Annotated in this window: 20 protein-coding genes and 1 tRNA gene; 11 read left to right on the top strand and 10 right to left on the bottom strand. The window is 70.9% G+C overall.

From position 1 onward, the window contains the following. Positions 1-39: 39 nt before the first annotated feature. From CXQ92_RS09515 to CXQ92_RS09505, 3 genes are all read right to left on the bottom strand, one after another. Positions 40-837, bottom strand: a complete 798-nt coding sequence (locus tag CXQ92_RS09515) for an SDR family oxidoreductase (RefSeq protein ID WP_104167511.1) — start codon at positions 835-837, stop codon at positions 40-42. A 102-nt stretch (positions 838-939) separates the two neighbouring features. Next, positions 940-1,395 (bottom strand): Hsp20/alpha crystallin family protein, encoded by a 456-nt coding sequence (locus CXQ92_RS09510; protein ID WP_104168184.1) that lies wholly within the window; start codon positions 1,393-1,395, stop codon positions 940-942. Positions 1,396-1,613: 218 nt separating this feature from the next. After that, positions 1,614-1,687: transfer RNA gene (locus tag CXQ92_RS09505), tRNA-Val, on the bottom strand. Between the two features lie 194 nt (positions 1,688-1,881). Here CXQ92_RS09505 and CXQ92_RS09500 point away from each other — a divergent pair. The 3 genes from CXQ92_RS09500 (at position 1,882) to nhaA (ending at position 4,379) form a co-directional block, all read left to right on the top strand. Beyond that, positions 1,882-2,133, top strand: a complete 252-nt coding sequence (locus CXQ92_RS09500) for a DUF2630 family protein (protein WP_104167510.1) — start codon at positions 1,882-1,884, stop codon at positions 2,131-2,133. Next, entirely contained in the window at positions 2,133-2,804 is a 672-nt protein-coding gene (locus tag CXQ92_RS09495) for a haloacid dehalogenase type II (RefSeq protein ID WP_104167509.1), read from the top strand. Before CXQ92_RS09500 ends, CXQ92_RS09495 begins: the two co-directional genes overlap by 1 nt. A gap of 156 nt (positions 2,805-2,960) precedes the next feature. Continuing rightward, the gene (nhaA, locus tag CXQ92_RS09490; RefSeq protein WP_104167508.1) at positions 2,961-4,379 is read left to right on the top strand and encodes a Na+/H+ antiporter NhaA; all 1,419 of its coding nucleotides are present in this window, start codon (positions 2,961-2,963) and stop codon (positions 4,377-4,379) included. A gap of 1 nt (position 4,380) precedes the next feature. Here the strand turns inward: nhaA and CXQ92_RS09485 are convergent, their stop codons facing one another. Then, complete coding sequence (locus tag CXQ92_RS09485; protein ID WP_104167507.1) at positions 4,381-4,635, bottom strand: hypothetical protein; 255 nt, start codon at positions 4,633-4,635, stop codon at positions 4,381-4,383. After that, positions 4,635-5,474, bottom strand: coding sequence for a Ku protein (locus CXQ92_RS09480; protein WP_104167506.1), 840 nt, complete (start codon positions 5,472-5,474; stop codon positions 4,635-4,637). Before CXQ92_RS09480 ends, CXQ92_RS09485 begins: the two co-directional genes overlap by 1 nt. Before the next feature lie 69 nt (positions 5,475-5,543). Here CXQ92_RS09480 and CXQ92_RS09475 point away from each other — a divergent pair, with 69 nt between their 5' ends. The 4 genes from CXQ92_RS09475 to CXQ92_RS09460 all read left to right on the top strand — a co-directional run bounded on the left by CXQ92_RS09475 (position 5,544) and on the right by CXQ92_RS09460 (position 11,548). Beyond that, a complete protein-coding gene (locus CXQ92_RS09475; protein WP_104167505.1) occupies positions 5,544-6,038 on the top strand; it encodes an SRPBCC domain-containing protein in 495 nt (164 codons plus the stop codon). A gap of 88 nt (positions 6,039-6,126) precedes the next feature. Beyond that, positions 6,127-8,625, top strand: a complete 2,499-nt coding sequence (locus CXQ92_RS09470; RefSeq protein WP_104167504.1) for an ATP-dependent DNA ligase — start codon at positions 6,127-6,129, stop codon at positions 8,623-8,625. A gap of 39 nt (positions 8,626-8,664) precedes the next feature. Further along, positions 8,665-11,049 carry a phosphoketolase gene (locus CXQ92_RS09465; RefSeq protein ID WP_104167503.1) on the top strand — a complete coding sequence of 795 codons (2,385 nt, stop codon included), beginning with the start codon at positions 8,665-8,667 and terminating at the stop codon, positions 11,047-11,049. Between the two features lie 34 nt (positions 11,050-11,083). Continuing rightward, positions 11,084-11,548 (top strand): SRPBCC family protein, encoded by a 465-nt coding sequence (locus CXQ92_RS09460; RefSeq protein WP_104167502.1) that lies wholly within the window; start codon positions 11,084-11,086, stop codon positions 11,546-11,548. 79 nt (positions 11,549-11,627) lie between these two features. On the opposite strand, the gene CXQ92_RS09455 is transcribed toward CXQ92_RS09460, so the two are convergent. Further along, the gene (locus tag CXQ92_RS09455) at positions 11,628-12,329 is read right to left on the bottom strand and encodes a FadR/GntR family transcriptional regulator (protein WP_104167501.1); all 702 of its coding nucleotides are present in this window, start codon (positions 12,327-12,329) and stop codon (positions 11,628-11,630) included. A 142-nt stretch (positions 12,330-12,471) separates the two neighbouring features. On the opposite strand from CXQ92_RS09455, the gene CXQ92_RS09450 reads away from it, so the two are divergent. The 3 genes from CXQ92_RS09450 to CXQ92_RS09440 are packed head-to-tail and all read left to right on the top strand — an operon-like array spanning position 12,472 to position 16,620. Next, positions 12,472-13,836 (top strand): SLC13 family permease, encoded by a 1,365-nt coding sequence (locus tag CXQ92_RS09450; RefSeq protein ID WP_104167500.1) that lies wholly within the window; start codon positions 12,472-12,474, stop codon positions 13,834-13,836. A gap of 49 nt (positions 13,837-13,885) precedes the next feature. Then, on the top strand, positions 13,886-15,112 hold the full coding sequence (locus CXQ92_RS09445; protein ID WP_104167499.1) for a CaiB/BaiF CoA-transferase family protein: 1,227 nt from the start codon (positions 13,886-13,888) through the stop codon (positions 15,110-15,112). Then, positions 15,109-16,620: a carboxyl transferase domain-containing protein gene (locus CXQ92_RS09440; protein ID WP_104168183.1), complete on the top strand. Its 1,512-nt coding sequence runs from the start codon at positions 15,109-15,111 to the stop codon at positions 16,618-16,620. Before CXQ92_RS09445 ends, CXQ92_RS09440 begins: the two co-directional genes overlap by 4 nt. 44 nt (positions 16,621-16,664) lie before the next feature. On the opposite strand, the gene CXQ92_RS09435 is transcribed toward CXQ92_RS09440, so the two are convergent. Continuing rightward, a complete protein-coding gene (locus tag CXQ92_RS09435) occupies positions 16,665-17,774 on the bottom strand; it encodes a GTP pyrophosphokinase family protein (RefSeq protein ID WP_104167498.1) in 1,110 nt (369 codons plus the stop codon). Between the two features lie 157 nt (positions 17,775-17,931). On the opposite strand from CXQ92_RS09435, the gene CXQ92_RS09430 reads away from it, so the two are divergent. After that, positions 17,932-18,738 carry an alpha/beta hydrolase gene (locus CXQ92_RS09430; RefSeq protein WP_258069919.1) on the top strand — a complete coding sequence of 269 codons (807 nt, stop codon included), beginning with the start codon at positions 17,932-17,934 and terminating at the stop codon, positions 18,736-18,738. 14 nt (positions 18,739-18,752) lie between these two features. Here CXQ92_RS09430 and CXQ92_RS09425 read toward each other — a convergent pair whose 3' ends face one another. Genes CXQ92_RS09425 through CXQ92_RS09415 form a run of 3 tightly spaced genes read right to left on the bottom strand, consistent with a single transcriptional unit; the run spans position 18,753 to position 21,164 of the window. Further along, complete coding sequence (locus CXQ92_RS09425; protein WP_104167496.1) at positions 18,753-19,544, bottom strand: isocitrate lyase/phosphoenolpyruvate mutase family protein; 792 nt, start codon at positions 19,542-19,544, stop codon at positions 18,753-18,755. After that, positions 19,537-20,178, bottom strand: a complete 642-nt coding sequence (locus tag CXQ92_RS09420) for an alpha/beta hydrolase (RefSeq protein WP_104167495.1) — start codon at positions 20,176-20,178, stop codon at positions 19,537-19,539. The genes CXQ92_RS09425 and CXQ92_RS09420 overlap by 8 nt, the downstream gene beginning before the upstream one ends. Then, the gene (locus CXQ92_RS09415; RefSeq protein WP_104167494.1) at positions 20,175-21,164 is read right to left on the bottom strand and encodes a ring-cleaving dioxygenase; all 990 of its coding nucleotides are present in this window, start codon (positions 21,162-21,164) and stop codon (positions 20,175-20,177) included. Before CXQ92_RS09415 ends, CXQ92_RS09420 begins: the two co-directional genes overlap by 4 nt. Positions 21,165-21,178 lie beyond the last annotated feature (14 nt).

Raw genomic sequence — 21,178 nt, 5'->3', positions numbered from 1 at the left:
TGGCTGCTGAAGGTTGAGGCCGCTTTCGTCGCGGCGAGGTCACAGGGTCCGCCAGTCCCCGCTCGTCAGGTGCGACCCCGCCTGGGGGCCCATGAGGAGCATGCCGCCGTCGACCACGAACGAGGCCCCGTTGACGTAGCTGGAGGCACCGGAGGCGAGGAATGCGACGACGTCCGCGACCTCCTCGGGCGCGCCGGGGCGTCCGAGCGGGATGCCGGGACGGTCCATGGAGTGGGGGTCCTGTTCCTCGGAGTCGTTCATGGGGGTGTTGATCTCGCCGGGCAGCACGGCGTTGGCGGTGATGCCCCGGTCCGCCAGTTCGAGGGCGATGGTCCGGATGAGACCGCCGAGGCCGTGCTTGGAGGCGTCGTACGCCGCCGATCCCACGCGGGGCTGCTCCTGGTGGACGCTGGTGACCGCGATGATGCGTCCACCGCGGCCGCCGTCGATCATGTGCCGTGCCGCGCGCTGGAGACAGACGAACGCACCGTCGAGGTTCGCGCCCATGGTGCCGCGCCACGTGTCCCAGTCCGTCTCCATGAACATGGTGCCGCCGTTGACGCCGGCGTTGTTGACGAAGACGTCGAGCCCGCCGAGTTCGTGAGCGAGCTGGTCGACGACGTCGCCGCAGGCCGGCGCGTCCGTGGTGTCGAGCCGCGCGACGGCGGCCCGCGCGCCCTTCTCCCGTACGAGCCGCGCGGTCTCCTCGGCTCCCTCCCGGTCGGAGTGCCAGGTGACGCCGACGTCGCAGCCCGCCGCGGCGAGGGCGATGGCCGTCGCGCGACCGATGCCGGAATCGGAACCCGTGACGATTGCTTTGCTCGGTGTGAAGTCCATGCCCCCATCCTTCGCACCCGGCCGCGCAGCATGCAAGGGGAACATGGGGAACGACGCCGAGTACCCCCGGGCGGTTGTCCGGGGGTACTCGGGTGGGCGGTCCTACGCGTCGACGGCGCCCTGGGGGGCCGAATCGGAGGCGGAGGACCGTACCGGCTCGGCGGATTCCCCGCTGACCACCTCGATCTTGCGGGGCCTCGCGCGCTCGATGACGGGGATTGTCACGCTGAGGACGCCGTTCTCGTAGCGGGCGGCGATACCCTCCGTGTCGACGCCCTGGCCGAGGTTGAGCTGGCGCAGGAACGAACCGCTCTCACGCTCGCGGGTCAGCCACTTGACGCCCTCGGCACTGCGCAGCGTGCGTTCGGCGCGGATCGTCAGGAGCTGGCCGTCGACGTCGATGTCGACCGATCCCGGGTCGATGCCCGGGAGGTCCGCGGAGAGGACGTAGTGGTCCTTCTCCCGGTAGAGGTCCATCGGCATGAGGCGCAGTCCGGGGCGGCCCTCCAACAGGGCGCCGGTCACGCGGTCCAGCTCGCGGAAAGGATCGAATTTCATGGCCACGGGAAACAACTCCTTCGCTGATGCCACCGGCAGGTGGTTGGTTCTTCAGGGTTGAGCGCCCTTCGCTCAACTACGAAAAATGTTAGCACTCGGACCCGGCGAGTGCTAAGAGGTGGTGTTCGCCCAGGACGAAAACCCCGGGACGCAGAGAAGGTCCGTACCAACGTATCGGTACGGACCTTCTCCGTGGTGCTGTCTCCAGCCGATCCTCGTGCCTGCGCGGGGCCTCGATCCCCGGGCCTTCCGCGTGTGAAGCGGATGCTCTACCAGACTGAGCTACACAGGCAACTGGTTCTCCCATAGCTTAGGCCATCCGGGCGCCGCGCCAAATTCCCCCGGTACGGCAGTGCGGGTGTGGCCGCGCCCGGATTCCCGCCGGTAACCGTACTGGTCATCGCTGTGCTGCCTCAGTAGCCTGAAGGAAAGCCTGCTGAGCGTTTTGGGCGCCTGCCGGGCACCACCGCACGAAGGGACAGCACCATGGACAACCAGGACATCCTGCAGCGCATCCAGACACTCGTCCAGGAAGAGCACGACCTCCGGGAGCAGCCCCAGGACGCCGGCGCGGGAGCGGAACAGCAGGACCACGCCACCCGCCTCAAGCGCGTCGAGGAGGATCTCGACCAGTGCTGGGACCTGCTGCGCCAGCGCCGGGCAAAGGCCGACGCCGGAGAGAACCCGGCCGATGCCGGCACCCGTCCCGTCAGCCAGGTGGAGGGGTACCGCCAGTAATGGCCCTGCCCCTCGTGCTGTTCGACGTCAACGAGACCCTCTCGGACATGGGGCGGATGTCCCAGCACTTCGAGGAGATCGGCGCTCCCCCGCAGCTGGCCGCGCTATGGTTCGCCTCGGTGCTCCGTGACGGGTTCGCCCTCACGGCCGCCGGGTACAACGTGCCCTTCGGCGAGGTCGCCGAGGATGCCCTCCGCACGGTCCTCGCGGGGCAGCCGCTCAACCGGGACGTCGAGGATGCGCTCGCGCACGTGATGACGAGCCTGCAGGGGCTGCCCCTCCACCCGGACGTCGTCGAGGGGTTCCGGGCCCTGACCGGCCGGGGCTTCGAGCTGGCAGCGCTCACCAACGGCGCTGCCGCGACCGCGGAGGCGCTCCTCGAGCGGGGAGGCGTCCGCGCCGACGTCGGCCCCGTCCTGTCCGTCGAGGACGCACCGCGATGGAAGCCGGCCCCGGAGTCCTATGCCTACGCCCTCCGGGCGGTACAGCGGGCGGCGGACGACGTCGTGCTCGTCGCGGTCCACCCGTGGGACATCGACGGGGCCGCGCGCGCGGGGCTCCGCACGGTCTGGCTCAACCGCTCCGGGGGACCCTACCCGGCCGTCATGACACGCCCGGACCACGAGGTGCCGACGATCGCCGATCTGCCGGACCTCCTCGTCCGGGCCTGACGCGCAGCCCGTCAGAGAGGAAACCACGGGCAGCGCAAGGTCCATGCTGCGGCGTCCTTTTTCACGGTCCGCTCCGCCCGCGCGCTACGCTGGAGGTCTTGGTGAGCCGGGAAGTCTGGTCGGCGCTCATCCGAGCGAGCCCGATCCCAGGAACCCATGACCTCCAGTCACGCACCGTCCAGTCCGCCCGGACCACCCCGCGGCGCCACCGTCTTCAGCCGCAGCAGCTACCCGGAACACCTGCGCATCTCCGGCATCCTGCGCAAGGAGACCGTCGGTGGAGGCCTGCTCCTCCTCGCCACCGTCCTGGCGCTCGTCCTCGCGAACACCGCCGCGGCGGACACCTACTTCGCGGTCCGTGACTTCAGGTTCGGCTACGAGCCCTGGCACCTCGAGCTGAGTATCGGGGCCTGGGCCGCGGACGGCCTGCTCGCCATCTTCTTCTTCCTCGCGGGCCTGGAGCTGAAGCGCGAGTTCGTCGCCGGTGACCTGCGCAAGTTCGACCGCGCGGTCGTGCCCGTCGCAGCGGCGATCGGCGGAGTCGTCGTGCCCGCACTGGTATATGTCGCGATCACGCTGAGTGCCGGACCCGAGGCATTGCGCGGCTGGGCGATCCCGACCGCGACCGACATCGCCTTCGCGGTGGCCGTCCTCGCCGTCGTCGGCTCGTCACTCCCCAGCGCACTGCGCATCTTCCTGCTGACGCTCGCCGTGGTGGACGACCTCCTGGCGATCAGCATCATCGCGTTCTTCTACTCGGAGGACATCTCCGTCCCGCCACTGCTGATCGCGATCGTCCCGCTGGCGGTCTACGCCTTCCTCGCGCAGCGCTTCCCGACCTTCTTCCAGCGCCGGGCCTGGGCCCCCTGGCTGATCCTGCTCCCGCTCGGGTTCGTGGTGTGGGCCCTGGTCCACGAATCCGGGGTGCACGCCACCGTCGCCGGCGTCCTGCTCGGGTTTGCCATCCCCGTCCTCCCGCATGGCGTGAAGGCGTCCGACCTCGACGACCCGGCGCAGCCCGTCGACACCGAGCCGGCCGACGGGCCGGCCAAGGCGCACGACGTGCAGCCCGACGGCCTGGCCGACACCCTCGAGCACCGCATCCGCCCGCTGTCCGCGGGCTTCGCCGTCCCCGTCTTCGCCTTCTTCTCCGCCGGTGTGGCCATCGGTGGCCTGGAGGGACTCGTGAGCGCCATCACCGATCCCATCGCCGTCGGCATCATGGTGGCCCTCGTCATCGGCAAGCCCGTGGGCATCCTGCTGGCCACCCTCGCCGTCACGAAGACCACCAAGGCGAGCCTGGACCCCGACCTCACCTGGGTGGACATCGTCGGCGTCGCCCTGCTGGCGGGCGTCGGCTTCACGGTGTCGCTGCTCATCAGCGAACTCGGCTTCGGTCAGGGGACGCCCGAGGACGACCACGCGAAGGTCGCCATCCTCGCCGGATCCCTGATCGCCGCGCTGGCCGCAGCCGTGGTGCTGCGCCGGCGGAACAAGCGGTACCGCGAGATCGAGGAACAGGAGAAGATCGACGCGGACAACGACGGCGTCCCCGACGTCTTCGAGCAGCGCTAGGTCAGGCGTTCACACGCCGCCAGAGCCAGGACAGGGTCAGTGCGCCTGCACTGCGACGGAAACCGCTCCGCCCGGAGACGACCTCGAGGGCGGCCCAGACGGCCAGGCACACGGCGCTGGCCCGGCGCAGGCGCTCGCGGTTGTCCTCGTCGAGGGCCAGGAAGGAGGCCGCGCCGAGCACCGCCCACCCCAGGATCGGGGCGTTCGGCTTCTGGGCGACCGTCTGGCGGCCGAGGCTGTCGGTGAAGAAACCCATCACGCACCCTTCTTCCTGGACGAGCCGGACTCCTTCGCGGACCCGGCCTTCTTCTCGCGGTTCTTCTCGACGCTGCGCCGCAGGGCCTCCATGAGGTCCAGCACGGTGGCGTCGTCGTCCTCGTCCTTGGCGCCGCCGAATGTCTCCTCGGTGTCGAGGGTGTCGCCCTTTTCGATCTTCGCGTCGATCAGGGTGCGCAGCTGCACCTGGTACTCGTCGGTGAAGTTCTCCGGATCGAAGTCGGTGGAGAAGGAGTCCACGAGGGCGGCCGACATCTCCTTCTCCTTGGCCGAGATCCGCACCTTCTCCTCGAGGGCCGGGAAGGACGCCTCACGCACCTCGTCGTCCCAGAGGAGCGTCTGGAGCATGAGGACGTCACCCCGGACGCGCAGGGCGGCGAGGCGGCTCTTCTGGCGGAGGGAGAACTGCACGATCGCCGTGCGGTCCGTCTCCTCGAGCGTGCGTCGCAGCAGGACGTAGGCCTTGGTCGAGGTGCTGTCGGGCTCCAGGAAGTATGCGCGGTCCAGCATGATGGGGTCGATCTGGTCGCTCGGGACGAACTCGACCACCTCGATCTCCCGGCTCCTCTCGACCGGCAGGGCGGAGAGGTCCTCGTCCGTCAGCACCACCGTGTGCTCGCCGTCGTCGAACGCCTTATCGATGTGCTTGAAGTCGACCACCTCCCCGCACACCTCGCAGCGCCGCTGGTAGCGGATGCGGCCGCCGTCCTTGTCGTGCACCTGGTGCAGGGAGATGTCGTGATCCTCCGTGGCGCTGTAGACCTTGACCGGCACGTTGACCAGGCCGAACGCGACGGCACCCTTCCAGATGGCTCTCATGGCACAAGTGAACACCAAGCAGGCTTACCGGGCCAGAGGATGCCCTCCGCCCACCCCTAGACTTGGGGTGTGACTTCCGAGACCGTAGAGCCCATCGTCAGCAAGACCACCAGCGACGACGGCGGGACCGTGCTGCGCCTGGAGTTCCAGTTCGCGTTCCCGCCGACCGTGCTGTGGAAGCAACTCACCGAGGTCGACAAGCTGAAGTACTGGTTCCCGTGCGAGATGGAGTTCGAGCCGCGCAAGGACGAGGAGATCCTGTTCCGCTTCGCCGACCAGAAGCCCCTGCGCGGGACGGTACTGGAGGCCGAGAGGCCGTCGGTGCTCGCCTACACCTGGGAACGGGACACCCTCCGCTGGGAGCTCGCGCGGACCGCGGAGAACGGCACGCAGCTGGTGCTGTTCCTGACCCCCGGCAGCCCCCGCCATTCGGCCACCATGGCGGCCGGGTGGCACCTCACCATCGCGGGCCTCGACGACTTCCTGAACAAGCGCAGCCTCGGGCAGGATCCCGCGGTCTGGGACACCTACGTGGCCCGGTACCGCCGGCAGTTCGGGGACTGAGCCTCCGCGGGGACCCTCCGGGGACTCCCCGGGGCCGGAGCGCCGATTGGGACTGGAATACCGCGGGCATCCGGTCAAGACTGGGGGAATGGCCCCTCCCCGCTCCGCAGGGCAGCAGACCGTCACCGTCGACGGGCGCACGCTGCGCCTCTCCAGCCTGGACAAGGTGCTGTATCCCGCCACCGGCACCACCAAGGCCGACGTCCTCGCCTACTACGCGGCCGTGGCGCCCCACCTGATCCGCCATGCAGCGCACCGTCCGGTGACGCGCAAGCGCTGGGTGCACGGGGTCGGCACGCCCGAGGACCAGGGCCAGGTGTTCTTCCAGAAGAACATCGACGAGAACGCCCCCGCCTGGGTCCCGCGGAACGCGATCAAGCACAAGGACCACACCAACGTCTATCCGATGGTCGACGACCTCGCCACGCTCACCTGGCTGGGGCAGATCTCGGCACTCGAGCTGCACGTGCCCCAGTGGCGCTTCGCGGCGGACGGCACCCCGGCGAACCCCGACCGCCTCGTCCTCGACCTCGACCCCGGCGACGGCGCGGGACTGGCGGACTGCGCCGCCGTGGCCCAACTCGCCCGGCCCATCCTGCAGGGCATGGGGCTCGAGCCGTTCCCCGTCACCAGCGGCTCCAAGGGGATCCATCTCTACTGCGCCCTCGACGGCCGGCAGACCTCCGGACAGGTGTCCGCCGTCGCCCACGAACTCGCGCGCGCCCTCGAGGCCGACCACCCGGACCTCGCGGTCAGCGACATGAAAAGGGCCCTCCGCCCCGGCAAGGTGCTCGTGGACTGGAGCCAGAACAACGCGAACAAGACGACGGTGAGCCCCTACTCGCTGCGCGGGCGGTTCGAGCCGACCGTCGCCGCCCCGCGCACCTGGGAGGAAATCGGCTCCGCGGGGCTCCGCCACCTCGACTACCGCGACGTCCTGCAGCGGGTCGAGGCACTGGGGGATGTCCTGGCTCCCGCGACGCACCCTCCCTCGTCGGCGGAGGACGGCGGAGCTGCCGCCTCGGACCGGCTCTCGACGTACCGGTCGATGCGCGATGCGTCGAAGACACCCGAACCGATCCCCGACACCGTGGGGTCGGCGGGCGGCAACAGCTTCGTGATCCAGGAGCACCACGCGCGGCGGCTGCACTACGACTTCCGGCTGGAGCGCGAGGGCGTACTCGTCTCCTGGGCCGTCCCCAAGGGCCCTCCCCTGGCGCCGGACAGGAATCACCTGGCCGTGCAGACCGAGGACCACCCCCTCGACTACGGCTCCTTCGAAGGAACTATTCCCAAGGGGGAATACGGTGCGGGAGACGTGACCATCTGGGATGCGGGGACCTACGAGCTGGAGAAGTGGAGGGACGGCAAGGAAGTCATCTGCACGCTCCACGGGAGGCCGGACGGCGGCCTCGCGCGGGGTGGCGCCGCGATCCGCCGCTACGCACTCATCAACACGGGCGGCGCGCCGGGCGCCAGGAGCAACTGGCTGATCCACCTGATGAAGGAGCAGCCCGCCACGGCGCAGCAGGACCCGGGCACGGACGCGGAGCAGGGTCCGCAGGACGCGGATACCTCTACGGACGCCGGCATGGATGCCACCCCTGCCCCGCCCGGGGATGCCACCCCCGTGCGGCCCATGCTGGCGACCCTCGGCTCCGAGCAGGCCATCCCCGATCCGGAGGACTGGGCGTACGAGATGAAGTGGGACGGTGTGCGCTGCATCGCCGTCGTCCGGGACGGCGGGGTCCGCCTGATCAGCCGCAACGGGGTGGACACCACGCCCATCTACCCGGAGCTCGGGGACCTCGGCGGGCTCCTCAGCGCGGACAGTGCGGTGCTCGACGGCGAGATCGTCGCGTTGAACGCCAGGGGCCGCCCCGACTTCGGGCTCCTGCAGACGCGCATGAAGCTGACCTATCGTGCCGAGATCGAGGCCGCGCAGGCCATCACGCCGGTGCGCCTCATGCTCTTCGACCTCCTGGAGCTCGACGGCAACGACCTCACGGGCCTCGAGTACCGCCAGCGCCGGGAACTGCTCGGGAAAGCCGTCGACGACGCCGAGGACGGGCACGTGCAGGTCCCGCCGGTACTCGACGCCACGCTCCGGGAGGCGGTCGAGGCGAGCCGGCAGCTGGGACTGGAGGGCATCATGGCCAAACGCCTCACGAGCGACTACCAGCCCGGCGCGCGTTCGGCGTCGTGGGTGAAGATCAAGCACCTGCAGACGCAGGAGGTCGTCGTCGTCGGCTGGCGCCCCGGGCGGGGCAACCGCGCGGCGAAGGTGGGGTCCCTGCTCGTCGCCGTGCCCGACGGCGTGGACCTCCGCTACGTGGGCCGTGTGGGATCAGGGCTGACGGACCGCGATCTCGCGGAGGTGGGCGCCCGCCTGAAGAAGCTGGCCCGCAAGACCGCCCCGCTCGGCGACGTCCCGGGCGCCGACGCATCCGACGCCCACTGGGTCCGGCCGGCCCTGGTGGGCGAGGTCCAGTACAGCGAGCAGACCGGCTCCGGGCGGCTCCGGCATCCCGTCTGGCGCGGCTGGCGTCCCGACAAGTCACCGTCCGACGTCGTCGTCGAACTCTGAACGGACCCGAATCCACAGCGCATCACCCAAGGAGCAGATATGAGCACTCTCGATGTCCGGGGACTGGACGCCTGGTGGCGGGCGGCCAACTACATCTCGGTCGGCCAGATCTACCTGCGGGACAACGCCCTGCTGACCCGTCCGCTGGCCGCGGAGGACGTCAAGGCCCGGCTGCTCGGACACTGGGGCACCACGCCCGGGCTCAACTTCGTCTACACGCACCTGAACCGCGTGATTTCGGAGCGACGGCAGGAGATGCTCTTCGTCACGGGTCCCGGCCACGGCGGGCCCGCGAACGTGGCCAACGCCTGGCTCGAGGGGACGTACTCCGAGGTGTACAGCACCATCGGCAGGGACGGGGCGGGCCTCGACGCCCTCTTCAGGCAGTTCAGCTACCCCGGCGGCATCCCGTCCCATGCGGCGCCGGAGACCCCGGGATCCATCCACGAGGGCGGGGAGCTGGGCTACGCGCTGGCCCACGCCTACGGTGCCGTCTTCGACAACCCCGACCTCATCGCCGCCACGGTGGTGGGCGACGGCGAGGCCGAGACCGGCCCGCTCGCCGCGAGCTGGCACTCGACCAGCTTCGTGGACCCCGTGGTCGACGGCGCCGTCCTGCCGATCCTGCACCTGAACGGCTACAAGATCGCCAATCCCACCGTGCTCTCCCGCATGCCCGAGGAGCAGCTGCGGCAGCTCATGTACGGCTACGGCTACGACCCGCACTTCGTCACGGTGTCCGACCCCTCGGCCACGGAGGCCGCGCACCGGGACTTCGCCGCCGTCCTGGACACCTGCATCGACGACATCCACGCCATCCAGGCGGCGGCCCGCACCGCACCGGCGCCCCCGGAGGCGCCCGCCCCCCGGTGGCCCATGATCGTGCTGCGCTCGCCGAAGGGCTGGACCGGGCCGGCCGTGGTCGACGGCCTGCCCTCGGAGGGCACGTGGCGCGCGCACCAGGTGCCGCTGTCCGGGATCCACGAGAACGAGGAGCACCTGCACCAGCTCGAGGAGTGGATGCGGTCCTACGATCCGGGCTCGCTCTTCACGGACACCGGGGAACTCCGGCCCGCGATCGCCGCGCTCGCCCCGGAGGGCCCCCTCCGCATGAGTGCGACGCCCTACGCCAACGGCGGCTGGCTCCTCCGCGACCTCGTGCTGCCCTCCTACGCCGAGCACGCCGTCGAGGTCCCCCGGCCGGGCGTCGGGAAGGCCAGCCCGATGATGACCGTCGGCGGCTACCTCCGGGACGTCATCGAGCAGAACCCGCACAACTTCCGCCTGTTCGGGCCCGACGAGACCGCGTCGAACCGGCTGTCGACCGTGTACGAGGTGACGGACAAGGCGTGGCAGCCGCGCATCGAGGACGTCGACGAGCACCTCGCCCGCTCCGGCCGCGTGATGGAGGTGCTCAGCGAGCACCTGTGCCAGGGCTGGCTGGAGGGCTACCTCCTCACCGGCCGGCACGGCGTGTTCAACTGCTACGAGGCGTTCGTGCACATCGTCGACTCCATGTTCAACCAGTTCGCGAAGTGGCTCAAGGTGCACCGCGCGCTGTCCTGGCGCCAGCCCATCGCCTCCTTCAACTACATGCTCTCCAGCCACGTCTGGCAGCAGGACCACAACGGGTTCTCCCACCAGGACCCGGGCTTCATCGACCACGTGGTCAACAAGAAGGCGGACATCATCCGGGTTTACCTGCCGCCGGACGCGAACACGATGCTCGCGGTCACCGAGCACTGCCTGCGGACCCGCGACACCATCAACGTGATCGTCACCGGCAAGCAGCCCGCGCCCACCTGGTTCGGACCGGAGGACGCGCACCTGCACGTGAAGCGGGGCATCGGCATCCTGGACTTCGCGGGATCCGAGGAGCCGGGCGTGGAGCCCGACGTCGTCCTCGGCTGTGCCGGTGACGTGCCGACCCTCGAGGTCGTGGCTGCGGCCGGGCTGCTCAAGGCGGCGATCCCGGGGCTCAGGATCCGCGTGGTCAACGTCGTGGACCTCATGCGCCTGCAGGACAGTTCGGAGCACCCCCACGGATTGTCCGCACGCGACTTCGACACGCTGTTCACGACCGGGAAGCCCGTGGTCTTCGCGTATCACGGCTACCCCTGGCTCATCCACCGCCTGACCTACCGGCGGACCAACCACGCGAACCTGCACGTACGCGGGTATAAAGAGGAAGGCACTACGACGACGCCGTTCGACATGGCGATGCTCAACCAGATCGACCGGTTCCAGCTGGCCATGGACGTGATCGACCGCGTGCCGACCCTCGGTGCCACCCAGGCCCGCTTCCGGCAGGATCTCCAGGACCAGCGGCAGCGCGCCTGGCAGTACACGCGTGACGCCGGGAAGGACCTCGAGACCATCACCGGCTGGACGCTCGACGAATCTTCGCCGGACGACGCGAAGTAAAACCCGTCGTCCACGACCAGAAGGAGAACTCCGTATGACCGAGTCCCGCATTACCGCGACCCGCACCATCGACGCACCCGCCGGTGCGATCTTCGACCTGCTGTCCAACCCCGCGCACCACGCCGCCCTCGACGGCTCGGGCATGGTGCAGTCGGACAGCAAGTCGGACCGCATCACGGGCGTCGGGCAGACGTTCACCATGAACCAGAAATGGGACAAGATGGGCGGTGACTACCAGACCGACAACCACGTGGTGGGCTACGACCCGAACAAGCTGCTGGCCTGGAAGACGGCGCCCGCCGGTGAAGTGCCCCCGGGGTGGGAGTGGGTGTGGGAACTGCAGCCCGCGGGCCCGGACTCCACCGAGGTCTCCGTGACCTACGACTGGTCGGCGGTCACGGACAAGGCCATCCTCAAGCAGCTCAGTTTCCCCGAGGTCTCGCAGGAGGCCCTGGACTCGACGCTGGCGAACCTCGCGGCGCAGGTGTCCGAGGCCTGATCCCCGGAGCCGCAGAGCCGCGTACGGCGGCGGCCGGTCCCGAGGGCCGGCCGCCACCGTACGTCCCGGCCCGGTACGGCTAGTCCAGCAGGGCGACGTCCGAGACGAGTTCGATGTGGCGCTGCATGGCGTCCGCCGCCGCGACCGGGTCCTGCGCCCGGACGGCCTCGGTGATGCTCCGGTGCGATGCCAGGGACTGCTCCGGCCGGCCGGGCTGGGTCAGGGATTCGAGGCGGGTCTCGAGCACCATCTCGCCGATGAAGGCCATGAGCTGTGCCAGCACCGGGGAGTGCGCGGCCGCCGTGACGGCCTGGTGGAAGAGCTCGTCGCCGCGCGCCCCGCGCCCGCCGTCGTCGATCTCCGCGCGCATCTCCTCGAGGGCCCGGTCGATCGCCGCGAGGTCCTCGTCCGTCCGGCGCTCCGCCGCGAGGGCGGCGAGCCTGACCTCGAGCGTGCTGCGGGCCTCGACGATATCGGGGAGGCGGCTCCGATGCTCGCGCAGGCCCTTGATGACGCTGGCCACGCTGGCGCGGTGACGCAGCACCGCTCCGGTCCCGTGCTGCACGTCGATCACGCCGAGGACCTCGAGTGCCACGAGTGCCTGGGCCAGCGTCGCCCGGGAGACGCCGAGCCGTTCGGCGAGATCACGTTCGGCGGGCAGGAGATCGCCGGGGCGGAGCTTCGCCGACTCGATGTAGCCGAGGAGTTGCTCGACGAGCTGTTCGTAGAGCCGCGGGCGCGCAAGGCGGCCGAGCGGTGGTGGGCTGGCGTCGTCGGTCATCCTGGGCTCCCCCTGTCGTGGTGGGGCTCATGCTATCGCTCGTCGATTGACAGGGACACCCACTCTCCTACAGGCTAGGCCAGTGAGCCTGTAACACACGTCACAGCTCAGCCCCCTGTCCATCGCCCGCTGGAGGATAACGATGTCCGCTCCACTCCTATCGATCATCATCCTCGCGGCGATGTTCCTGATAGCCACCCTGCTGCCCATCAACATGGGGGCGCTCGCCTTCGTCGGCGCCTTCCTGCTGGGAGCCGTCGTCCTCGGCATGGACACCGACGACATCATCGCCGAATTCCCCGGCGGATTGTTCCTCACCCTGGTCGGGGTGACCTATCTCTTCGCCATCGCCCAGAACAACGGGACGATCGACCTGCTCGTGCAGGGTGCCGTGAAACTCGTGCGCAACCGGGTGGCACTCATCCCCTGGGTGATGTTCCTGATCACCGCGGTCATCACCGCCGTCGGCGCGCTCGGCCCCGCCGCCGTCGCCATCATGGCCCCCGTGGCGCTCGGCTTCGCGGCCCGCCACAAGATCTCCCCGCTGCTCATGGGCATGATGGTGGTCCACGGCGCGCAGGCCGGCGGCTTCTCGCCGATCGCGGTCTACGGCGTGATCGTCAATGACATCGTGGGGGAGTCCGGGTTCGAGTACAGCCCGCTCGCCGTCTTCCTGGCGAGCTTCATCTTCAACCTGCTCATCGCCGTCGTGCTGTTCGTGGTCCTCGGCGGCCGCACCCTCATGTCCTCGCGCGTCTCCCACTTCGTGGAGGAGGCCGCCGAGGCACGCCTGAACGTGAGCCCCGGGGTCCGCCGGGCCGACGTCGCCTACAAGGGGACCGGCAGCGGCACCTACGGTCCGCGCGACCCGGCGGGCGACGGCGTCGTCGCCACCAGGACCCGCGAGGACCGCGTGTCCCAGGGCGCCACCATCCTCGGCCTGATCGCCCTCGCGGTCGTCGCCCTCGGGTTCAGCGTCGACGTCGGCTTCGTCGCCATCACGGTCGCCGTCGTCCTCGCCCTGATCTCCCCCAAGGCGCAGAGCGGAGCCGTCAACAAGATCGCCTGGTCCACCGTCCTGCTCATCTGCGGCATGCTCACCTTCGTGGGCGTCCTCGAGGCCGCCGGCACCATCGACTACGTGTCCGACGGCGTCGCCAGCCTCGGCATGCCGCTCCTCGCAGCGCTGCTGATCTGCTACATCGGTGCCGTGGTGTCGGCGTTCGCGTCCTCGACGGCCATCCTCGCGGCGCTGATCCCCCTGGCCATCCCGTTCCTGGAGACCGGGGCCGTGGGCGCCGTCGGCGTGGTCTGCGCGCTCGCCGTGTCCTCCACGATCGTGGACGTCTCGCCGTTCTCCACCAACGGCGCTCTCGTCCTCGCGAACGCCCCGGAGGGCACGGACAAGGACCGCTTCTACAAGCAGATCCTCGGCTACGGCGCGATCGTCGTCGTCGCCGGTCCGCTCATCGCCTGGCTCGTCCTCGTGGTCCCCGGCTGGCTCTGAGCCGGCCCACCCGACCACCCCGCCCGACAGCACGACCACCGGAGGAACCATGACCGCCGAGACCACCGCACCGCACCCGACCGCCGGCGGGGAGCGCGGCGGACCGCTCGCCGGCCGCCTCGTCGTCGACCTCAGCAGGGCCCTCGCCGGACCGCACGCCGGGATGATGCTGGGCGACCTCGGCGCGCGCGTCATCAAGGTGGAGACCCCGGGCACCGGGGACGACACCCGCGGGTGGGGTCCGCCCTTCGTCGGCCCGGAGGAGGACCGCCAGTCCACCTACTTCCTGTCCTGCAACAGGAACAAGGAATCGATCGCCCTCGACCTCAAGAGCGAGGACGGACGGGCGGTCCTCACCGAACTGCTCCGCCGCGCGGACGTCGTCGTCGAGAACTTCAGGCCGGGGGTCCTGGACCGGCTCGGCTTCTCCACGGACGCGATGCTGGAGCTGAACCCCGGGCTGGTCATCCTCTCCATCACCGGGTTCGGGCACGACGGCCCCGAGGCGAAGCGCAGCGGCTACGACCAGATCGTGCAGGGCGAGGCGGGCCTCATGTCCGTCACCGGGCCGGACCCCGACAACCCGCAGCGCGTCGGCGTCCCCATCGCCGACCTCCTGTCCGGGATGTACGGGGCCTACGGGGCGGTCGCCGCGCTGCTGGAGCGGGAACGGACGGGCAAGGGCCAGGTGGTACGCACCTCGCTGCTCGCCGCGATCATCGGCGTCCACGCGTTCCAGGGCACCCGGACCACCGTGGCGGGCGAGGTGCCGCAGGCGCAGGGCAACCACCATCCCTCGATCGCGCCCTACGGACTGTTCAACTGCCGGGGCGGCAAGGTGCAGATCAGTGTGGGCAGCGAGAAGCTGTGGGCCGCCTTCACCGCGGCGTTCGGGCTCGACGCCGACAGGCCCGAGTTCGCCTCGAACGCGGACCGGGTGCGGAACCGGGACCTGCTGATCCGGACCGTCGAGGACGCGTTCTCCGCCTACGAGTCCGAGCCGCTCCTCGCGAAGCTCAACGAGGCGGGGATCCCCGCCGGCAAGGTGCGGACGCTCGACGAGGTGTACGCCTGGGACCAGGTGCACGCCCAGGGCCTGCTCCTGGACGTCGACCACCCCGTGCTCGGCACCATCGCACTGCCCGGCCCACCCCTGCGTTTCTTCGACGGCGCCTCCGAGACGACCACCCGCAGCCACAGCGCGCCGCCGCTGCTCGACGGCGACGGCGCGGCGATCCGTGCGTGGCTCGCCGCGTCGGGCAGCGACGGCTCGTGAGCGGTGAGGCCCGCGCCCGGCACCTGACCGCACGCGAACTCATCGACGCCGTCCTCGACGCCGGGTCCTTCACCTCATGGGACGGTCCCGTCCCCTCGCCCTACGCCGGTGCGAGTGCAGCGTACGAGGAGGAGCTGCGGCGGGCACGGGAGAAGAGCGGGGCGGACGAATCGGTGCTGACCGGCGAGGGACTCATCCACGGCCGACGGGTGGCCGTCATCGTCTCGGAGTTCACCTTCCTCGCGGGTTCGATCGGCCGTGCGGCCGCGCACCGGATCACGGCCGCGGTCCGCAGGGCTACGGCGGAGGGGCTGCCCCTCCTGGCCGGTCCGGCATCGGGCGGCACGCGCATGCAGGAAGGCACGCCCGCGTTCCTCTCCATGGTGGACATCACCGGCGCCGTGCGGGCCCACCGGCAGGCCGGGCTGCCCTACCTCGTCTATCTCCGGCACCCCACCACCGGCGGCGTCATGGCGTCCTGGGGGTCCCTCGGCCACGTCACGGTCGCTGAACCCGGCGCGCTGCTCGGCTTCCTGGGGCCGCGCGTCTACGAGGCGCTCTACGGGGAAGCCTTCCCGTCCGGTGTCCAGACGGCCGAGAACCTGTTCGACAAGGGACTCATCGACGCCGTCGTCCCGCCCGGCCAGCTGGCGGCGATCGTCGACACGGCACTCTCCGTGCTGCTCGCGGACCCGGCCCGCCTGCCCCCGCCGCCCCCGACCACCGCCGTCACCCCCGGCGACGGCGACGCCTGGACGTCCATCCTCGTCTCGCGCAACCGGCGGCGCCCCGACCTCCGGCGCCTGCTCGCCGCCGGAGCCCGCGACGTCCTGCCGCTCAACGGGACCGGGCAGGGCGAGAAGGACCCCGGGCTGCTGCTCGCCCTGGCCCGGTTCGGGGAGCAACCGTGCATCGTGCTCGGCCACCAGCGGCCGCGGCGCCCCGAGGACGCGGTGATGGGCCCGGCGTCGCTCCGGGAGGCGCGGCGCGGCATGAAGCTCGCCGAGGAACTGGGCCTCCCGCTGTTGACCGTCATCGACACCGCCGGCGCGGACCTGTCCCGGGAGGCCGAGGAGGGCGGACTCGCCGGGGAGATCGCCCGGTCCCTGCACGACCTCATCGGGCTCGCCTCGCCGTCGGTCTCCGTGCTGCTGGGCCAGGGGGCGGGGGGAGGCGCGCTCGCCCTGCTCCCCGCGGACAGCACCATCGCCGCCCAGCACGCCTGGCTCTCGCCGCTCCCGCCCGAGGGGGCCAGCGCGATCGTCCACCGCACGGTGGACAGGGCGCCCGGGATGGCGGAGGCCCAGGGGGTGAAGGTCGCCGCGCTCGTGGACCGGGGCGTCGTGGACCACGTGGTGGACGAGCGGCCCGACGCCGCCGAGGAGGGACGGGCGTTCTGCGAGCGGATGGCCTCGGCCATCGAGTACGAACTGGCACGCGTCAAGCGCCTGCCGGCCGATGACCGGCTGGAGCGCCGGGCCGGGAAGTACCGGGCGGGCACACCCTGACCGGAGCGCGCTCGCCGGGACGGTGAGGTGCGGAGCCTGCGATGTCAGGAGCCGGGGTGCTGCGCCCGATAGATCTCCATCTGGCGGTGCCGGCGCTGCAGGCTGTCCCGGCGGGACGTGCTTCCGGCATCCGGCGCCTCGGCCGTCAGGTCGATGTGGCGCTCGCCGTAGTGCCACAGCAGCATGTCGTCGAGGAGCCGGTCCGGGCCGGGGGAGTACCGGTGGTCGAGGGCCTTGCGGACCGTGGTGATGGTGTCCGCCTGCAGCAGGTCGACGAGTTCCAGCGTGGTCTTCCGCCCGTGCGCTGCGAGGAGCTCGGCGGCCCACCCCCAGTTGTCGTCCGATTTCCGGTCCACGTGGGGCAGGAGCGTCTGCCAGACGTCGCGGATGCGGTTGGGCGTCAGTGGGGCGCTGCCCTCGCCGTCCTCGTCCCAGAACCCGGTGACGGTCTCGTACCGCTCGTGCAGTTCGGCGAAGGCCGATTCCACGGTTTCCAGCATGGCCGCCGTGCCCGTGAACTGGCGGTCGAAGTAGGGGCTCCAGGCCTTCGGGTTGGACGCCTTGAAGCGGATGTCGTGCTCGATCTCCGACCAGGCGTGCGCCAGCACGGTGCGCACCTGCACCTCGAAGAGATAGCTCCCCGCAGCTCTCGTCTCCGGGTCCACGGCCTGCTGGAAGCCGCGCACCACGTCGTTGTGGATGGTGCGCATGATGAGGTGGCGGCTCGAATAGCCGTACGTGCCGGACTCGATGGACCCGATGTCCTTCTCCCGGTCACCCCGGCAGTCGAACTCCTGGCGTTGCCGCTTGAGGAGGTTCGCCGCGAGGTCCACCTCGTGGGGCAGCGTGGTGATGATGCGGACCCCCACCAGATCCGTCAGGTTCCGCATCGGGTCCGGGAAGACGAGGGCGGGCGGGTCCGCAGGGTCCACGGCCGGCAGCGTACGGGACGCCTTGTCGCGGAAGGACTCGACGGTCTTGGTGCGTGCCGTGACGAACAGGGGCCTCAGGTCCGCACCCTCGAAGATGGCGGCGATGCTGGACCGCATGGCCTCGGTGACGCGGTCCAGGGCGGGCCGGACCCGGGCGAACTCCCGCGTATGCGCCTCGACGGCAGGGCGCAGCCGCTCGTCGAGATCGTCCCACGCGCCCATGCATCCAGCCTTTCCGAGGAGAGTCTTCATCGTATCCAACCCCGGCGACCGTTACGCTTCCCCTGTGCATCGCGAGAAGGCCGTGCGTCCGCCGGGACGCCGCTCCGTCCTGGCCCTGCCGGCCGCCGCCGGGGCTGCCCTCCTCGCCGCCTGCGGGATCCGCCAGGAGACCGGGTCCGGCGCCGCGGCGCCGCAGCGCTACCGCTACGGCGACGATCCGAGCCAGTTCGCGGATCTCTACCTGCCCGGCGGGGAGACCGCGGTGCGCGGCGTCGTGGTGATCATCCACGGCGGCTACTGGCGCTCCACCTACGGCGCGGAGCTCGGCGAACCCCTCGCACAGGACCTCGCCCCGCGCGGCTACGCGTGCTGGAACCTCGAGTACCGGCGGGCGGGTAACGGGGGCGGCTGGCCCGCCACGTTCGACGACGTCGCCGCGGGCATCGACCACCTCGCCGTCGCGGCCGACGACCACGGACTGGACCTGCGCTCGACGACGGCGCTCGGCCACTCCGCGGGCGGCCACCTCGCGGTGTGGGCGGCGGGGCGGTTCGCGCTCCCATCGGGTGCCCCGGGCGCCGGCACGCCGGTGGTGCCGCTCACCGCCGTCGTCAGCCAGGCCGGGGTGCTGGACCTCGTGGAGGCCCGGGCGCTCGGCCTGAGCGGCAACGCCGTGGAGAACCTGCTCGGCGCGCCCGGGGACCCGGAGCGCTATGCGCTCGCCGACCCGATGACCGTGCTTCCCCTCGAGGTCCCCGTGTACGCGGTGCACGGCACCGAGGACACCACGGTGCCGCCCAGCCAGTCGGAGGCGTACGTGGCCGCGGCCACGGCGGCGGGTGCGACGGCGGAACTCGTCCGCGTCCCGGGCGACCACTTCGCCGTCATCACGCCCGGGTCGCCGGCGTGGGAGGCGATCCTCGACCGCCTCGAGGAGGCAGCCGGCCTGCCCGCCTCGGGCTGACCGGGGCCGGGTCCCTAGTTCAGGGGGAGCGTCCCTTCGGGCAGGGCCCCGCCGGCGAGGAGCTCGCGCGCCGAGTCCGCCAGCGCGGTCAGGGCGACGCGCTGCGTCCACGGGCCGTAGGAGATCCGGGCGACGCCGAGTTCCTGCAGGCGTGCGGGCGCCAGGCTGCCGGGCACGTTGATCACGCTGAGCCGCTGCGGACCGAAGGCTTCCACGAGGGCGGTCACGGCGTGCTCGTCGAGCAGGCCGGGGACGAACACGTTGGTCGCGCCGACGGCGAGGAACGCCTTGCCGCGCTCGACGGCCTCGGCCAGGACGTCCGCCGGATCGCGGTCGCCCGCCTTCACGAAGGCGTCCGTGCGGGCGTTCAGCACGAAGTCGATGCCCTCGGCCTGCCCGGCCTTCACGGCTGCCTCCATCTGCGCCACGGCGTCGGCGAGCGGGCGCATCCGGTCCTCGATGTTCGCCCCGACGATCCCCACGCCGATCGCCCGGCGCACGGTGTCCCCGGGATTCCCGTAACCGGATTCGAGGTCGGCGGACACGGGGAGCGTGGTGGCCGCGGCGATCCGCCCGACCGCCGCGATCATCTCCTCCAGGGGGATGTTCTCGCCGTCCTCGTACCCGAGCGACGCGGCGATCGAGTGGCTCGCCGTGGCGAGGGCCGTGGTGCCGGGGATGTCGGCGATGGTCCTGGCGCTGATGACGTCCCAGACGTTGACGACCTGCAGGATCTCGGGGGCGGCGTGGAGCCGGGAGAGGGTGGTGGCCCGTGCTGCGAGCCCGGTGGTGGGTGATTCAGTCATGGGGGACCTTCCGGGTACGGGAGGCGATCCAGGCGGCGGCGCCGTCGACCTCCGTGGGGTGGATTCCGTGCCCGCCCTCGCGGACGTTCCGCTGTACTTCGGCGCCGCGGCTCTCCAGGATCGCACCGAGGCGGGTCACGCTGTCGATGGGGGCCATAACGTCGGACGTCCCGTTGAACAGGGCGACGTGCGTCCCGGTCAGGTCCGCGTCGATGGTGCGCCCGTCGAGGGGGTACATCCCCGAGAAGGCGACCGCGGAGGAGACGGCGTCCGGGTGGAGCAGCACGGCGGCGAGGGCGATGTTCGCCCCGTTCGAGAACCCGACGGCGACGAGCGGGCGGTCGGCGATGCCGTAGTGGTCCCGCGCCCAGCCGAGGAACGCGGCGAGCTCGCCCGCGCGGCGGACGACGTCGTCGACGTCGAACACGCCCTCGCCGAACCGGCGGAACCACCGGTTGAGGCCGTGCTCCTGCACCGGGCCCCGCGGCGCGAGATAGCCCGCCCCGGGCGCCAGGCGGGCGGCGAGCGGCAGGAGGTCCTGTTCGGTGCCGCCGGTGCCGTGCAGGAGCAGCAGGACGGGGGCGTCCGCTGCTCCTGCCTCGAACAGGTGCGGCCACGTCTGCGGGGTGGTCATGAGCCCGCCTTCCTGAAGAAGGCCTGGACGGCGGGGTTGTTCTCCTCCGGCAGGTCGATCGTCGCGACCGCGTGGGAGATGGCCTCGCGGTTCGGCTCGAGCCACGGCGGCAGCTTGAGGGAGCGGCCCAGTTCCAGCAGGGGTTCGTCGATGTCGAAGCCGGGGGTGTCCGTCGCGATCTCCAGCAGGGTTCCGCCGGGTTCGCGGAAATAGATCGAGGTGAAGTACTGGCGATCGAGGATGGCCGTCACCGCGTACCCGCCCTCGGCGAGTTCCTGGCGCCACACCTCCTGGGTCTGCCGGTCGGGAACGCGGAAGGCGATGTGGTGCACCGTCCCCCCGGCCACGAGACCGCGCTCGCCGCGGGGGTCGGTGACGACGTCGACGACGGTACCGGGCTCCCCGGCATGGGTGCTGAGACGGTAGCGGCCGTCCTTCTCGGCGAGGACCGTCATGCCGAGATCACGCGTGAAGGTCTCGAGCGTACGGGCGGGATCCTGGACCGTGAGGACCGAGGAGTGCTGGCCTCGCACGGCGTACTCGGCCGGGACGGAGGCGGAGTCCCACGGGTCGCGGGGGTCGGAGACGGACGAGGCCACGAGGTCGATCTGCAGGCCGTCGGGGTCGCGGAGGGACAGGCGCTCCTCCTCGGACGAGGCGCGCGCGATGGTCGACTCGACGCCGATCGCCTTGAAGTGTTCCTGCCACCAGCCGAGGGTGCCCTGCGGCACGGAGAACGCGGTGGTGGTGGACTGCCCGCTGCCCACGCGGCCGCTGCGGATGCCCTGCCACGGGAAGAAGGTGAGGAGGGAGCCGGGGCGGCCGGCCTCGTCGCCGTAGTAGAGGTGGTACGTCCCCGGATCGTCGAAGTTCACCGTCTTCTTGACCAGGCGCAGTCCCAGGCCCCTGATGTAGAAGTCGATGTTCTTCTGCGGGTCACCCGCGATCGCGGTGACGTGGTGGAGACCTTCGGTTCGTGCGGTCACGCTGTCCTCCTGGG

Source organism: Arthrobacter sp. SX1312, from assembly GCF_002929295.1.
Taxonomy (GTDB): Bacteria; Actinomycetota; Actinomycetes; order Actinomycetales; family Micrococcaceae; genus Arthrobacter_D.
The sequence above is the reverse complement of the archived record's forward strand: the minus strand, read 5'-3'. Positions and strand labels throughout refer to the sequence as shown.

Excerpts from the sequence above, each read along its gene's own strand:
- CXQ92_RS09515 (WP_104167511.1), bottom strand. The coding sequence starts at position 837 with ATGGACTTCACACCGAGCAAAGCAATCGTCACGGGTTCCGATTCCGGC.
- CXQ92_RS09510 (WP_104168184.1), bottom strand. The coding sequence starts at position 1,395 with ATGAAATTCGATCCTTTCCGCGAGCTGGACCGCGTGACCGGCGCCCTG.
- CXQ92_RS09500 (WP_104167510.1), top strand. The coding sequence starts at position 1,882 with ATGGACAACCAGGACATCCTGCAGCGCATCCAGACACTCGTCCAGGAA.
- CXQ92_RS09495 (WP_104167509.1), top strand. The coding sequence starts at position 2,133 with ATGGCCCTGCCCCTCGTGCTGTTCGACGTCAACGAGACCCTCTCGGAC.
- nhaA (WP_104167508.1), top strand. The coding sequence starts at position 2,961 with ATGACCTCCAGTCACGCACCGTCCAGTCCGCCCGGACCACCCCGCGGC.
- CXQ92_RS09485 (WP_104167507.1), bottom strand. The coding sequence starts at position 4,635 with ATGGGTTTCTTCACCGACAGCCTCGGCCGCCAGACGGTCGCCCAGAAG.
- CXQ92_RS09480 (WP_104167506.1), bottom strand. The coding sequence starts at position 5,474 with ATGAGAGCCATCTGGAAGGGTGCCGTCGCGTTCGGCCTGGTCAACGTG.
- CXQ92_RS09470 (WP_104167504.1), top strand. The coding sequence starts at position 6,127 with ATGGCCCCTCCCCGCTCCGCAGGGCAGCAGACCGTCACCGTCGACGGG.
- CXQ92_RS09465 (WP_104167503.1), top strand. The coding sequence starts at position 8,665 with ATGAGCACTCTCGATGTCCGGGGACTGGACGCCTGGTGGCGGGCGGCC.
- CXQ92_RS09460 (WP_104167502.1), top strand. The coding sequence starts at position 11,084 with ATGACCGAGTCCCGCATTACCGCGACCCGCACCATCGACGCACCCGCC.
- CXQ92_RS09455 (WP_104167501.1), bottom strand. The coding sequence starts at position 12,329 with ATGACCGACGACGCCAGCCCACCACCGCTCGGCCGCCTTGCGCGCCCG.
- CXQ92_RS09450 (WP_104167500.1), top strand. The coding sequence starts at position 12,472 with ATGTCCGCTCCACTCCTATCGATCATCATCCTCGCGGCGATGTTCCTG.
- CXQ92_RS09445 (WP_104167499.1), top strand. The coding sequence starts at position 13,886 with ATGACCGCCGAGACCACCGCACCGCACCCGACCGCCGGCGGGGAGCGC.
- CXQ92_RS09435 (WP_104167498.1), bottom strand. The coding sequence starts at position 17,774 with ATGGGCGCGTGGGACGATCTCGACGAGCGGCTGCGCCCTGCCGTCGAG.
- CXQ92_RS09425 (WP_104167496.1), bottom strand. The coding sequence starts at position 19,544 with ATGACTGAATCACCCACCACCGGGCTCGCAGCACGGGCCACCACCCTC.
- CXQ92_RS09420 (WP_104167495.1), bottom strand. The coding sequence starts at position 20,178 with ATGACCACCCCGCAGACGTGGCCGCACCTGTTCGAGGCAGGAGCAGCG.